The sequence below is a fragment of the Sphingopyxis yananensis genome (assembly GCF_020687785.1).
GTDB lineage: Bacteria > Pseudomonadota > Alphaproteobacteria > Sphingomonadales > Sphingomonadaceae > Sphingopyxis > Sphingopyxis yananensis.
The window spans coordinates 29,244-43,337 of sequence record NZ_JAJEWI010000005.1 but is presented as its reverse complement, the minus strand read 5'-3'; the positions used below and the strand labels follow the sequence as shown (position 1 = coordinate 43,337).

Annotated in this window: 9 protein-coding genes; 3 read left to right on the top strand and 6 right to left on the bottom strand. The window is 59.0% G+C overall.

Annotated elements, in window-relative coordinates; genetic code table 11:
* The first annotated feature begins 141 nt into the window (after window positions 1–141).
* On the top strand, window positions 142–618 hold the full coding sequence (locus LKO31_RS02615) for an outer membrane protein assembly factor BamE (RefSeq protein WP_227689546.1): 477 nt from the start codon (window positions 142–144) through the stop codon (window positions 616–618).
* A gap of 113 nt (window positions 619–731) precedes the next feature.
* Here the strand turns inward: LKO31_RS02615 and LKO31_RS02610 are convergent, their stop codons facing one another.
* Window positions 732–3,008, bottom strand: a complete 2,277-nt coding sequence (locus LKO31_RS02610; RefSeq protein WP_227688525.1) for an NADP-dependent malic enzyme — start codon at window positions 3,006–3,008, stop codon at window positions 732–734.
* A gap of 201 nt (window positions 3,009–3,209) precedes the next feature.
* Here LKO31_RS02610 and mutS point away from each other — a divergent pair, with 201 nt between their 5' ends.
* Together mutS and LKO31_RS02600 are read left to right on the top strand one after the other, a co-directional pair.
* Window positions 3,210–5,867 (top strand): DNA mismatch repair protein MutS, encoded by a 2,658-nt coding sequence (gene mutS, locus LKO31_RS02605; RefSeq protein WP_227688524.1) that lies wholly within the window; start codon window positions 3,210–3,212, stop codon window positions 5,865–5,867.
* Complete coding sequence (locus LKO31_RS02600; RefSeq protein ID WP_227688523.1) at window positions 5,867–8,626, top strand: [protein-PII] uridylyltransferase; 2,760 nt, start codon at window positions 5,867–5,869, stop codon at window positions 8,624–8,626. Before mutS ends, LKO31_RS02600 begins: the two co-directional genes overlap by 1 nt.
* An 81-nt stretch (window positions 8,627–8,707) precedes the next feature.
* On the opposite strand, the gene pheT is transcribed toward LKO31_RS02600, so the two are convergent.
* From pheT to LKO31_RS02575, 5 genes are all read right to left on the bottom strand, one after another.
* Window positions 8,708–11,095, bottom strand: a complete 2,388-nt coding sequence (gene pheT, locus LKO31_RS02595) for a phenylalanine--tRNA ligase subunit beta (RefSeq protein WP_227688522.1) — start codon at window positions 11,093–11,095, stop codon at window positions 8,708–8,710.
* On the bottom strand, window positions 11,092–12,192 hold the full coding sequence (gene pheS, locus LKO31_RS02590; protein WP_227688521.1) for a phenylalanine--tRNA ligase subunit alpha: 1,101 nt from the start codon (window positions 12,190–12,192) through the stop codon (window positions 11,092–11,094). Before pheS ends, pheT begins: the two co-directional genes overlap by 4 nt.
* A 226-nt stretch (window positions 12,193–12,418) precedes the next feature.
* A complete protein-coding gene (rplT, locus tag LKO31_RS02585) occupies window positions 12,419–12,784 on the bottom strand; it encodes a 50S ribosomal protein L20 (RefSeq protein WP_227688520.1) in 366 nt (121 codons plus the stop codon).
* A 13-nt stretch (window positions 12,785–12,797) separates the two neighbouring features.
* Window positions 12,798–13,001, bottom strand: coding sequence for a 50S ribosomal protein L35 (rpmI, locus tag LKO31_RS02580; protein WP_227688519.1), 204 nt, complete (start codon window positions 12,999–13,001; stop codon window positions 12,798–12,800).
* A 161-nt stretch (window positions 13,002–13,162) separates the two neighbouring features.
* Window positions 13,163–13,945, bottom strand: a complete 783-nt coding sequence (locus tag LKO31_RS02575; protein WP_227688518.1) for an inositol monophosphatase family protein — start codon at window positions 13,943–13,945, stop codon at window positions 13,163–13,165.
* Window positions 13,946–14,094: the final 149 nt, after the last annotated feature.

Genomic DNA, 14,094 nt, shown 5'->3' with positions numbered 1-14,094 from the left:
CCTGATTCGTCCATTGGGGCCCATCCGGTCAATTTCGCAACGCAAAGCCGCTTGTGCCGCGTTACTGCTTGCGGTTATGAGACCATAAGCCAGCGCCCAAGGTGGCTTTTGCTATCGTGAACGGCGCTATGGAGAATGATGATGCGATTTTCGATTTCGGTTCTTTCCGTGAAAAGCACGCGCTTGGTTGTGGCGGGTTTGACGGCTGCGTTGGTGCTGAGCGGCTGCACCCAATTAAAAGGGCGCCAAGGCTATGTGGCTGATACGGTGTTGACGTCCGCGATCACCCCCGGAATCGACAACCGCGAATCGGTGGAGCGCACGCTAGGACGCCCAACTTTTGTTGGTCAGTTCAGCAATAATGAATATTTTTATCTGTCGCGCGAAACGCGCCAATTGGCCTTTGCCAGCCCGCGCCCGATTTCGCAGCAGGTGCTGCGCGTTCGTTTTGATGCCAATGGCAATGTCGCGGCGGTGGATCGCACGGGCATGGAAACGGTCAGCCGTTTGAATCCCTATGGCGGCAAGACCCCGACATTGGGCCGTGAACGCAGCTTCTTCGAAGATATTTTTGGCAATATTGGTGCCGTTGGTGCGCCGGGTATGACGGGCCAATAAGCGCCCATTACCGATCAGATAAAAAAGGCCGCCCATCAGAGCGGCCTTTTTTTATGTCCTAGCAACAAGAAGGAGGGCGGCGTGCCAAGGCACAGCCGCCCATTTTTATATGCTTAGTCGTGCAGTTCTTGCGCAATGCCGCCAGCCGCCAAAACGGCCAGGGTAACAAGGTCGGATGCGGGCGAGCCCATGGTGGCAACCTGAACCGGATGTTCCATACCCACCAGAACCGGACCAATGACCGCGCCGCCGCCCAATTCGCGCAGCAGCTTGGCTGACAAATTGGCCGATTGCAGGCCGGGCATGACCAGCACATTGGCCGGGCCAGACAGGCGGCAGAAAGGATATTTTTTCATAACCTTGCTGTTCAGCGCCACGTCGGGTGCCATTTCGCCTTCATATTCAAATTCGGGCTTACGCTCGTCCAGAATATGCACAGCCTCGCGGATATTTTCCAACCAGCTTCCCTCGGGGTTGCCAAAGGTCGAATAGGACAGAAAAGCCACGCGGGGTTCATGGCCCATGCGGCGCGCCACTTGGGCGGTGCGTTCCGCGATGTCAGCCAATTGCGTCGCCGACGGGCGTTCATTGACCGTGGTGTCTGCCATGAAGATGGTTTGATTTTGGCCCACCAAAATATGGGTGCCGAACGGGGTTTTACCCTCGGCATAATCAATCACACGGCGCACTTCGCGCATCGTTTGCGAATAGGTGCGAGTGGTGCCGGTGATCATGGCGTCACCCAGACCCATTTTCAGCAAAAGCGAACCGAAGATGTTGCGGTCGCGGTTGACCATACGTTCGCAGTCGCGGCGTAAATAGCCACGGCGCTGCAAGCGTTCATAGAGCATGTCGACCATTTGGGGGACATGCGGCGAATTGACGCTGTTATGAACTTCAAAGCTTTCGGGGTCGGCGACGCCCATGTCGCGCAACTTGTCGCGCAGGCCATCGCGGCCCACCAGCACCGGAATGCCATAGCCGCCGTCACGGAATTGAATGGCGGCGCGCAGCACCACTTCTTCTTCGCCTTCGGCGAACACAACGCGCTTGGGATTTTTCCGCGCGGATTCATAGGCCAGCGTCAACACCGAGGTGGTTGGGTTGAGGCGCGAACGCAGCGTCGTGCGATAGGCGTCCATGTCCGTGATCGGTGCTTGTGCGACGCCGCTTTCGCTAGCGGCTTTGGCGACGGCAGCGGGAACAATTTCCATCAAGCGCGGGTCGAATGGCGACGGAATAATATATTCCGGACCAAAGCTGGAAGCGCGGCCACCATAAGCCAGTGCCACTTCTTCGGGCACTTGCTGGCGCGCCAGATCGGCGATGGCATAAGCGGCGGCGATCTTCATTTCTTCGTTAATGGCGGTCGCGCGGACGTCGAGCGCACCACGGAAAATGAAGGGGAAGCACAGCACATTATTCACTTGGTTCGGATAGTCCGAACGGCCCGTGGCGATGATGGCGTCGGGGCGCGCGGCGCGAGCGTCCGGCGGCGAAATTTCTGGGTCGGGATTCGCCATGGCAAAGATGATCGGCGCAGGGGCCATATCCTTCACCATTTCGGGTTTCAGCGCGCCAGCGGCGGACAAGCCCAGAAACACGTCGGCACCCACCAAGGCTTCGGTCAGGTCGCGGGCTTCGGTGGGAACGGCATGGGCCGATTTCCACTGGTCCATCCCTTCGGTGCGCCCCTGATAAATGGTGCCCTTGCGGTCGCACATGATCACATTTTCATGACGCACGCCCATGGCCTTGATCAAGGCAGTGCAGGCGATGGCAGCGGCGCCAGCGCCGTTGACCACAACCTTGACGGTCGACAGATCGCGGCCCGTCAGATGACAGGCATTGATCAAACCGGCGGCGGTGATGATCGCGGTGCCATGCTGATCGTCATGGAACACCGGAATGTTCATTTTTTCTTTCAGCGCGGCTTCGATGATGAAGCAGTTGGGCGCAGCAATATCTTCGAGGTTGATACCACCAAAGCTGGGTTCCAGCAGTTCGACGGCATTAATAAAGGCTTCGGGATCTTCGGTTTTGACTTCGAGGTCGATGCTGTCGACGTCGGCAAAGCGCTTGAACAGCACAGCCTTGCCTTCCATCACGGGTTTGGATGCCAGTGCGCCCAAATTGCCGAGACCCAAAATCGCTGTTCCGTTCGAAATTACGGCCACCAAATTGCCCTTGGCGGTATAATCATAGGCTGCCGCCGGATCTTCCGCGATGGCCTTTACGGGCGCGGCCACGCCGGGGGAGTAAGCGAGGCTGAGGTCCCGCTGCGTCGCCATCGGCTTGGACGCAATAATTTCGATTTTACCGGGACGTCCATGATTGTGGTAGAGCAGGGCTTCACGATCTGGAAACTGCACCTTGCTGCCACTGTCCATCAAATTTTCCTCTCAAGAGATAGTCAATATTGCTCGCCGAGTTTTCCGTAGCCTGATCCGCCGAAAATGTAACCTTTCAATATGAGAAAAGGCCGCATTCAATTGCTTTTTTTTCGTTTTTTTTAACATTAAGTCAGACACTCGGCCCTTGGCCGCATGCTCTGCCTTGCCAAGGGGCTGGCAATCACTAAGCAAGGCATAATGTCCGCAAAATCTTCTGACACCGCAAAAGCCAAGTCGGCTGCTGGTCCCACGCCCATGATGGCCCAATATTGGACGCTGAAAGAGAAAGCGCCCGATTGCCTCCTCTTTTACCGGATGGGCGATTTTTTTGAGCTATTTTTCGATGACGCCAAGGCGGCGGCATCGACGCTGGATATCGCTCTGACATCGCGCGGAGAACAAAATGGCGAACCGGTGCCGATGTGCGGCGTGCCCGTACATAGCGCCGAAAATTATTTGGCGCGGCTGATCAAGGCCGGACACCGTGTGGCGATTGCCGAACAAGTGGAAACCCCCGCCGAGGCCAAGGCACGCGGCGGGTCCAAAGCCTTGGTTGCGCGGGATATTGTGCGCTTTGTGACCGCCGGAACCCTGACCGAAGAATCCTTGCTCGAAGGGCGCAGCGCCAACCGTTTGGCGGCTTTGGCTCATGTGGCGGGCAGCGATGATGTCGCGGTGGCGGCGGCGGATATTTCGACAGGCCGTTTTGAAGTGGTGGCGGTTCCGCGCAGCCAGCTTGATGCGCAATTGGCGCGGCTGGCCCCATCGGAATTGCTCATTAGCGAGAATTTGACCGACCTGCCGATGTCGTCGGCGCGCCAAATCGTGCATCGGCCAGCATCGGAATTTTCCAGTAACCAAGGCCAAAAGCGGCTGGAGGCCCTGTTCGGCGTGCAAACGCTGGACGGGTTTGGTAATTTTACCCGCCATGAAATCAGCGCGATGGGCGCGATTGTCGCTTATTTGGACCATGTTGGAACGGGCGGGCCGACATTTTTGCAGCCGCCCGTGCGCCATCAAGCCAGCGATTTGATGGCCATTGATGCCGCGACTCGGGAAAGTTTGGAATTGGTCCGCACCATGGCGGGGACGCGGGACGGCAGCTTGCTGGCGACCATCGACCGCACGGTGACGGCCGCAGGGGCGCGTTTGCTGGCCGACGATTTGGCCAGTCCCTTGACCAATAAAGCGTTGATTGTCGACCGGTTGGATATGGTCGATGCCTTCGCCCGCGATGCGATTTGGCGGCAAAATATTCGTGCCGAACTCCGCGCTCTGCCGGATGCGGGACGGGCTTTGGGTCGTTTGGTGGCGGGACGCGGTGGTCCGCGCGACTTGGGCCAATTGCGCGACGCGTTGGCGGGCGCCCGAATTTTGCGCGAACGCATGGGCCAACGGGGTGATTTACCGCCATTGTTGGAACGGCTGTTGCCTGCGCTGGATGGTCATGGCGCGCTGGTTGATGAATTGAGCCGGGCGTTGGTGATGTCACCGCCAGTCGATGCCGCGCAGGGCGGTTATATTGCGGAAACCTATGATCCGGCCTTGGATGCGCTGCGCGAAACCGCCAAAGATGGCCGCAAAGCCATTGCCGCGCTGGAGGCCGAATATCGCGAACGCACGGGTATATCGGCGTTAAAGATCAAACATAATGGGGTGCTGGGTTATCATGTCGAGGTGCCCGCCAAATATGGCGACGCCTTAATGGCGCCCGATACAGGATTTACCCATCGCCAGACTTTGGCGGGCGTGGTGCGGTTTAACAGCAGCGATTTGCACGAAGCCGCTAGCCGCGTGACGCAGGCGGGGGTCCATGCCTTGGCCGCCGAGGCGGCGCATTTGGAAAGCTTGGTCGCCGCCGCCGCCGCACGGCGCGAAGCCATTGCGCTAAGCTGTGATGTCTTGGCCCGTATCGACGTCGCCGCCGCATTGGCGGACCATGCGATGAGCCACAATTGGGCGCGGCCTGAATTTGCCGAATATGCTTGCTTGGATGTGGTGGGCGGTCGTCATCCGGTGGTCGAAGCGGCTTTGGCAAAAAGCGGTGAGCGTTTTGTGCCCAATGATCTGTCGCTCAGCCCCCAAGACCGACTGTGGTTGGTGACGGGGCCGAATATGGGCGGTAAGTCGACATTTTTGCGGCAAAATGCGCTGATTGTGGTGCTGGCCCAAGCGGGCGGCTTTGTGCCCGCCGCATCGGCGACCTTGGGGCTGGTGGACCGCTTGTTCAGCCGTGTCGGGGCTTCCGACAATCTGGCGCGGGGTCGGTCGACTTTCATGGTCGAAATGGTCGAAACGGCCGCGATTTTGGCCCAGGCCACGCCCAACAGCTTTGTGATTTTGGACGAAGTGGGGCGCGGCACATCCACCTATGACGGCTTGGCGCTGGCATGGTCGGTCGTCGAGGCTGTGCATGAAGTGAACCAGTGCCGCTGTTTGTTCGCGACCCATTATCATGAGCTGACGCGATTGTCGGAAACATTGGACAGCCTGTCGCTGCATCATGTGCGCGCGAGAGAATGGAAGGGCGATTTGCTGTTGCTGCACGAATTGGCCGATGGGCCGGCGGACCGCAGCTATGGCTTGGCGGTGGCGCGCTTGGCGGGGGTTCCCGCGCCGGTGGTACGCCGCGCCGAATCTGTGCTAAAAAAGCTGGAAGCCGGGCGCGAGGCCACGGGCGGACTGGCGGCGGGGCTGGATGATTTGCCGTTGTTCGCCGCTGTCATGGCCGAAGAACCGAGGGCACCGCTGGACCCTCTGCGCGACGCCTTGGGGCAAATCGACCCCGACCAATTGGCCCCCAGAGAAGCGCTGGAAGCCCTGTATATGTTGAAATCTTTGATAGCGGAGCAGTGATGAGCGCCTTCTTCAGCCATGTGGACCATCGACGCGAGATTATCGATCGCCGCGACATTAGTGCCAAGCTGGAGGAGATTGCCGCCAATCACGCCGACAATGGCAAGCGGCGGCGCGAAATGGTGGCGTTGCTAAAATCGGCCTTGGAGCAGGGGCGGGCCGAAATTGCTGCGCGCTTGATCGCGCATCCGTCATCGGGGCGGATGGTGGCCAATGCGACGGCCTTTTTGGTCGATCAAATTGTGCGCCTATCTTATGATTTTACCCTTGGTTATCTCTACCCGCTTGCCAATCCATCGGCGGGGGAACGGATCAGCTTGATTGCTGTCGGCGGCTATGGCCGCGGCGATATGGCCCCGCACAGCGATGTGGATATTGGCTTTTTGACGCCGTTCAAGCGCACCAGTTGGGCGGAACAAGTGATCGAGGCCCAGCTTTATACGCTGTGGGATTTGGGCCTGAAGGTCGGTCATAGCAGCCGGACGTTGGATGAAATGCTGCGCGCTGCCAAGGATGATCTGACCATTCGCACGGCCTTGTTGGAAATGCGGTTCATATGGGGCGACCGTGCCCTGTATGACGAAGCCAAAGCGCGCTTTACGGCGGAGATTGTGGCGGGCAACAGCCGCGCCTTTGTGGCCGACAAACTGACTGAACGTGACGAGCGGCACAAGCGTATGGGCGATTCGCGCTATGTTGTTGAACCCAACGTCAAAGAGGGCAAGGGCGGGCTGCGCGACCTGCATACGCTGTTTTGGATTGGCAAATTCATCCACCGTGTGCGGACTGTGCCAGAATTGGTTGATGCCGGATTGTTGACGGCGCGGGAATTGCGGCAATTTTCGCGGGCGGAGAATTTCTTGTTGGCGGTGCGGTGCCATTTGCACATCATAGCGGGCCGCGCCGAAGATCGGTTGACCTTTGATTTTCAACGCGAAATCGCTGAACGGATGAATTTCAAGGCGCGTCCGGGGATCAGCGCCGTCGAACGCTTTATGAAGCTTTATTTCATTCACGCCAAAAGTGTGGGCGATTTGACGGGCACATTTTTGGCGCATTTGGACGATCAAATGGCCCAGCGCGGCAGGCGCTATTTGCCGACGCTGCGCCGCCGCCCCGGCAAGATGAACGGTTTTGTTCTGGAACGTGGGCGAATCAGCCTGCCGAATGAGCATTTTTTCCAAGAAGATCCGGTCCGCTTGATCGAGATTTTTGCGTTGGCCGATAAATATGGGTTGGAAATTCACCCGCAGGCGATGCGCCAAGCGCGGCTGGACGCCAAGCTGATTGACGCCAAAGCGGTGCGGAAAATCCCGCGTGCCAATGCTTTGTTTCTGGATGTCTTGACGTCACCACGCGACCCCGAAACCGTGCTGCGCTGGATGAATGAAGCGGCGGTTTTCGGGCGTTTCATTCCTGATTTTGGGCGGGTTGTCGCCCAGATGCAATTTGACATGTATCACCATTATACGGTGGATGAGCATACAATTCAGGCCATTGGTCTATTGTCGGATATCGAAGGGGAGCGGTTGAAGGACGACCATCCGCTGTCCACCGCGATCATGGCGCAAATTCGATCGCGCCGGACCTTATATGTGGCGGTTTTGCTGCACGATATCGCCAAGGGGCGCGGCGGCGACCATAGTGTGTTGGGCGCGGAATTGGCGCTGCGCGTATGCCCGCGTTTGGGTTTGACCGATGCGGAGACGGAGACGGTCAGCTGGTTGGTGCGTCATCATTTGCTGATGTCAGCCACGGCCTTCAAACGCGATTTGGCTGATTTCAAAACCATCCTCGATTTCGCCCAAGTGGTGCAATCGCCGGAACGTCTGCGTTTGTTGCTGGTGCTGACCGTGGTGGATATTCGCGCCGTCGGGCCTGGAGTGTGGAACAGCTGGAAACGCCAGCTTTTGTCCACCCTATATGACGCCGCCGAAGAGGTTTTGCGCTTGGGCCACAAGCAGCGCGGGCGTGAAGCCCGTATTTCGGCCAAGAAAGAGGATGCCCGCGCCTTGTTGGCGATGGAGGAAGCCGAATTTTCCAATATCGCAAAGCGCCTGCCCGAATCCTATTGGATTGCCGAACCGATTGAGGTGATCGCCGCCAATTTGATTCACATTCACAACAGCCAAGGGGCGCCTTTGCATATAGCCGCCGTGCCCGACGAAGATCGCGGCGCGACCTTGGTGATGGTGCTGGCCACAGACCATGCGGGGCTGTTTTACCGGATCGCTGGCGGCATTCATTTGGCGGGCGGCAATATTATCGATGCGCGGATTCACACCACGCGCGATGGGTTGGCGCTGGATAATTTCTTGGTGCAAGACCCGCTGGGTCGCCCCTTTGACGAAGCCAGCCAGATCGAGCGTCTGATACGGGCGATACAGGACGCGCTGGCCAATAAACAGAAATTGCTGCCCAAATTGGAAGCACGCGCGCTGCCCCGGATGCGGGCGGATGCTTTTGCGGTGGCCCCCAATGTCATCATTGATAACAAAGCATCCAATCGATTCACGGTGATTGAAGTCAATGCGCAGGACCGCCCAGCCTTGCTGAATCAATTGGCCTATGCGCTGTTTCAATCCAAGGTGACGGTGCACAGCGCACATGTCGCCACCTATGGCGAGCGGGCGGTCGATACATTTTATGTGACGGACTTGATCGGCGATAAAATCGACAGCGCTAGCCGTGTAAAATCGATTGAAAAGCGCTTGCTAGAGGCCGCACGGATGCCGAACGCGGAGAGTGTCGTGGCCTGACCCGCTTGGTCGATTGATATAAAAAAAAAGCCCCGCTGGCCAGAATCGGACAGCGGGGCTTTTTTCTGCGTTGGCGGGTGTTTAGCCGCGCAATGATGCGCCCGCCTTGGCGGCGGCGGCGACGACTTTATCGGCCACTGCTTTCAGCTCTGCATCGGTGAAGCTCTTGTCCTTCGGTTGAAGGGTGACTTCCACCGCAAGGCTGACTTGGCCTTCGGGGACGCCTTGACCAGCGAAGCGGTCGAACAAGCGCGCATCGGTGATGTTCGCCTTGTCCGCGCCCTTGATGATGCGCACCAGATTGGCGGCAGACAGGCCTTCGGGGGCCAAAAAGGCAAAGTCACGGCGCACGGCTTGCAGCGCGGGCGGGGTATAGGCCGCACGGGCAGGGCCGCTGGCGCGCTTGGCGGGGATAGCGTCGAGGAAGATTTGCACCGCCATGACGGGGCCATCCACGTCGAACGCTTTGGTCAGCGAGGGGTGCAGCGCGCCAAATTCGGCCAGCACGGCTTTGGGGCCAAGGCGCAGGGTTGCCGATTGGCCGGGGTGCCAAATCTGGCCCTCGGTCACAGCGTCCATCACTTGCAGACGATCAGCAGGCGCGCCTGCGGCTTCCAGCAATTCCACGGCTGCGGCTTTGGCATCGAACGCGTCAAAGGGCGCGGCCTTGCCATTTTGCCAATCCCGCGCGCGCTTATCGCCTGCCATTACCACGCACAAAGTGGGGCGCTCGGCATCGACCAAATAGCGGCGACCGATTTCGAACAGGCGGATGCTGGTTGCACCGCGTGCTTGGTTGCGCTGCGCTGCCGACAGTAGGCCTGCTAGCAAAGTGGGGCGCATCACTTTCAGATCTTCGCTGATCGGGTTGGCCAGCGTCCAATGGCCACCGCCGAAAGGCTCTGCTTCCTTTTCGCTGATGAACGACCATGTGACGGCTTCGTTGAAACCAGCCGCTGCCGCGCCGCGGCGCAGGCGGCGTTCCAGCATCTGTTCTGCCGTCGCGGTGGGCTTGGCCACGCCATCTGCTCGGGGCAGGGGAACCGATTCGATATTATCGAAGCCGACGATGCGGGTGACTTCTTCCACCACGTCAGGCGCGGCATCCATATCGCGGCGCCAGCTTGGTACGGCGATTTGCCAGATATCCCCTTCGGTGACGCCAAAGCCGAGCGATTCCAGAATTGCGCGCTGGCGGGCGGGTTCTACCGCAATGCCGCCGAGCGTGGCCGACAGATTCGGGTCATAGGAAATGACCTTATCCGCCACCGGAGCCGCGCCGCTGCGCTTCACGGTCGAAGCCGTGCCGCCGCAGATTTTCAAGATATAGTCGGTGATGATCGCGGTTGCGTCATCGAGGAAGGCGGGGTCTACCCCGCGTTCAAAGCGTCCACGCGCATCGCTCGATAGGCCCAATTTTTGACCGGTGACCGCGATTTTTTCGGGCGTGAAATAAGCGATTTCCAGCAGCACGTCGGTGGTGCCTTCGCTGCAACCCGATTCCAAGCCGCCCATGATGCCCGCAATATCGTGAACGCCCTTGTCGTCCGCGATCACGGTCATGTCGCTGGTCAGCGCATATAGTTTTTCGTTGAGCGCGGTGACGGTTTCGCCATCCTTGGCACGGCGAGCAACGACCGTGCCCGACAGCTTGGCGCTGTCATAAACATGGCTTGGGCGGCCAAGGTCCAGCATCACATAGTTGGTGATGTCCACCAAGGCCGAGATGCTGCGCTGGCCAACGGCTTCCAATCGGCGGAGCATCCATTCGGGGGCGGCGGCGCTATTGCTGACGCCGCTGATGGTGCGGCCATAAAAAGCGGGGCAGCCTTCGGTGTCGTCCGTGCGGAAATCGACGGCGGGTTCGCCTGCGCCTTCGATGCTGGGCACGTCCAGCGGCTTCAGCGTGCCAAGGCCTGCGGCGGCGAGATCGCGGGCGATACCGCGCACGCCCATGCAATCTTGACGGTTTGGTGTGATCGAAATGTCGATGACGGGATCGTTACGGCCTGCATATTCGGCGAAATCTTGGCCAATTGGCGCGCCTTCGGGCAGTTCGATGATGCCGTCATGGTCGTCGCCCAGTTCCAGCTCACGGCTGGAGCACATCATGCCATTGGATTCGACGCCGCGAACCGCCGCGACCTTCAATTCCATGCCATTGGCGGGAACCACCGCGCCCGCCGTGCCCAGCACGCCCACAAGGCCAGCCCGCGCATTGGGCGCACCGCAGACGACTTGCAGTGGCGCTGCGCCATTGCCGGTGTCGACGGTCAGCACTTGCAGCTTATCGGCCTGTGGGTGCGGATCGGCGGTCAAAATCTTAGCAACGCGGAAACCCTTCAGCTTTTCAGCGGGGTTTTCAATGCCTTCCACTTCCAAACCAATGCGGTTCAGGGTGGCGGCGACTTCGTCAGCCGTGGCGTTGGTGTCGAGATGGCTTTTCAGCCAATCAAGGGTAATCTTCATGCGGAAATCCCTCCGCTCAGCGTGGGGACAGACAGCGGGTTGAAGCCATAATGAGCGGCCCAGCGCAAATCGCCGTCAAAGAAGGCGCGCAGATCGTCCATGCCATATTTCAGCATGGCGATACGGTCGATGCCGATACCGAAGGCAAAGCCTTGATATTCATCGGGATCGAGGCCGCAATTGGCGATCACATGGCGATTGACCATGCCGCTGCCGAGCAATTCCATCCACGCATGGCCTTCGGCATCGCCATTGCCGCCCACAACGCGGCGGCCCTTTTCTTGTTTATAGCCAACGTCCACTTCCGCCGAAGGTTCGGTGAAGGGGAAATAGCTGGGGCGCAGGCGCAGCACGATATCGTCGCGCTCAAAGAAAGCCTTGAGGAAGGTTTCCAAGGTCCATTTCAAATGGCCCATATGGATGCCGCGATCGATCACTAACCCTTCGACTTGGTGGAACATCGGCGTGTGGGTGGCGTCGCTGTCGCTGCGATACACACGGCCTGGTGCGATGATGCGGATGGGCGGCGTTTCGCTCATCATCGTGCGGACCTGCACCGGCGAGGTGTGGGTACGCAGCAACATGCGATTGCCGTCCGCACCATTGCGGTCTTCGGGGAAATAGAAAGTATCGTGCATCGCACGCGCCGGATGGGTTTCCGGAATGTTCAGCGCGGTGAAGTTACGCCAATCATCTTCGATTTCGGGGCCAGTGGCGACGGCAAAGCCCAAATCCGCAAAGATTTCGGCTACTTCGTCCATCACTTGGGAAACGGGGTGGATGCTACCAGCGGCGCGGGCCGATGCAGGCAGGGTCATGTCCAGCGTTTCGGTAGCGAGCTTCGCGTCCAGCGCGGCGGCTTCCAAACTGGCTTTCTTGTCAGCCAGAGCGGCGGTCACCGCCTCGCGCAGGCCGTGAATTTCGGGACCGCGCGTTTTGCGTTCCTCGGTGGACAGACTGCCCATGGTCTTCAAAAGGGCGGTCACGCTGCCAGCTTTGCCCAGCGTCGCAACGCGAAGCCCCTCTAGCGTGTCCAGATCGGCAGCGGCGGCAATATCGCCGACCAGCTGGGCCTTCATGGCCTCAATATCGCTCATGATCTTTTGTCCTCACGGCCACACGGGCTGCGGGCCGACTTTATCGTGCATCCAGTGGCATCGCGCACCCCAAGGGGCGCTTTGCCGTGGATTTTGCTTTCACCGATGGGGCGGCATGGGTCAACCCCGAAGGCGGGCTTTGGGCGGCGGATCGGCCATTTGCCCAAAGAAAAAGGGCGATCCCGAAGGACCGCCCAAAATCTTAACCTGCGTTCAGTCGTTAGACTTATGCAGCTTCTGGCAGAGCAGCCTTCGCCTGAGCGATGATGGCCGTAAACACGCCGCCTTCGTTCATGGCCAGATCAGCCATAACTTTGCGGTCGAGTTGAATGCCAGCCAGCTTCACGCCGTGCATGAACTGCGAATAGGTCAGGCCTTCTGCGCGAACAGCAGCGTTGATACGCTGAATCCACAAAGCGCGGAAGGTACGCTTCTTAACCTTACGGTCGCGATATGCGTATTGACCGGCTTTTTCAACGGCTTGACGTGCTACGCGGATCGTATTCTTGCGGCGGCCATAATAGCCTTTTGCCTGCTTCAGAATACGATTATGCTTGGCGCGCGTGGTAGGACCGCGTTTAATACGTGACATAGTCTAGCGCTCCTTACTTCAGGCCATAAGGCGCCCAGAGGCGCACATGTGCTGTATCCGCTTCGCTCAGCACGCTGGTGCCGCGGTTCTGACGGATATACTTTGCGTTATGGCTGATCAGGCGGTGACGCTTGCCGGCTACGCCGTGCTTCACCTTGCCCGAAGCGGTGAATTTGAAGCGCTTCTTCACACCGCTCTTGGTCTTAAGCTTGGGCATTTTCGTCTCCTTAAACTGCGACGATATCGACCGGCCCTGGCAGCCCTTACAGCCAGGCAGGTCAGCAACTTATCGTGCGGAAGGCGCGCGAGTAGCGGGATTCGTTCGGAAATGCAAGTGATCCCGCCAAGATAGGGCGTTTCCGGTGCGGGTTTTGATGATTAATGATCGCAGGCCAAAGCTTCAATCACATCATCGAGGCGGGCGGGGTCGCCCAGCGCGATGACATGGCCTTCGCTGTTGGCGTGTAGCGGGTCGCCATTCCAATCGCACATTTGGCCGCCCGCGCCTTCGACGATGGAGACATGGGCGGCGTAATCATAAAGTTTCAGGCCGGATTCGACGACCAGATCGATATGGCCGCTGGCCAGCAGGCCATAATTATAGCAATCGCCGCCGAACAACATGCGCTTGTGCGCGGTTTTGGAGGCGAGATTCATGAAATGCTCGCCTTCATGATCGCTGAAATATTGCGGGCCGCTGCTGGCGAGGCTGGCATCCTTGAGTTCGCGGCAGCGGCGAGTCTTGGCGATTTTGCCGTTGAAGGTCGTTGGTTTGCCCAGCGCGCCGACCCAGCGTTCGCCGCTGATCGGTTGGTTGATGATGCCGATGACGGGCCAGCCATCTTGCAACAGTGCGATCAGCGTGCCGAAAATCGGGCGGCCCGCCATGAAGCTGACCGTGCCGTCGATGGGGTCGAGCACCCATTGGCGCGAGGCGTCGGGGCGTTCCGTGCCATATTCTTCGCCGATGATGCCATCGGCTGGCAATTCGCTGTCCAAAATCCGGCGCATCGCGGCTTCGGCGGCGCGGTCGGCTTCGGTGACAGGGGATGCGTCGCCTTTGCTTTCATAGGAAAATTCGGCGCGGAAGAGCGGGCGGATAGCCTCGGCGGCGGCATCGGCAAGCCGATTGGCGAGGCGAAGATCGGATTCAAGTGACATGGCCTGTCGCTAGCCCAGCTAGGCGCAATGGGCCAGCCCTAGAAAGAGTGACCATGTCTGTGCGGCCTATAGACAGGGCGTTGCCAAAGTTAGAATAGAAAAAGGGCCACCAATCGCTTGGCAGCCCCTTTGAAAATTTAGTGCGCGTT

What these genes read in the sequence shown, in the direction of transcription:
- LKO31_RS02615 (WP_227689546.1), top strand. Translation starts at nt 142, where the DNA reads ATGCGATTTTCGATTTCGGTTCTTTCCGTGAAAAGCACGCGCTTGGTT.
- LKO31_RS02610 (WP_227688525.1), bottom strand. Translation starts at nt 3,008, where the DNA reads ATGGACAGTGGCAGCAAGGTGCAGTTTCCAGATCGTGAAGCCCTGCTC.
- mutS (WP_227688524.1), top strand. Translation starts at nt 3,210, where the DNA reads ATGTCCGCAAAATCTTCTGACACCGCAAAAGCCAAGTCGGCTGCTGGT.
- LKO31_RS02600 (WP_227688523.1), top strand. Translation starts at nt 5,867, where the DNA reads ATGAGCGCCTTCTTCAGCCATGTGGACCATCGACGCGAGATTATCGAT.
- pheT (WP_227688522.1), bottom strand. Translation starts at nt 11,095, where the DNA reads ATGAAGATTACCCTTGATTGGCTGAAAAGCCATCTCGACACCAACGCC.
- pheS (WP_227688521.1), bottom strand. Translation starts at nt 12,192, where the DNA reads ATGAGCGATATTGAGGCCATGAAGGCCCAGCTGGTCGGCGATATTGCC.
- rplT (WP_227688520.1), bottom strand. Translation starts at nt 12,784, where the DNA reads ATGTCACGTATTAAACGCGGTCCTACCACGCGCGCCAAGCATAATCGT.
- rpmI (WP_227688519.1), bottom strand. Translation starts at nt 13,001, where the DNA reads ATGCCCAAGCTTAAGACCAAGAGCGGTGTGAAGAAGCGCTTCAAATTC.
- LKO31_RS02575 (WP_227688518.1), bottom strand. Translation starts at nt 13,945, where the DNA reads ATGTCACTTGAATCCGATCTTCGCCTCGCCAATCGGCTTGCCGATGCC.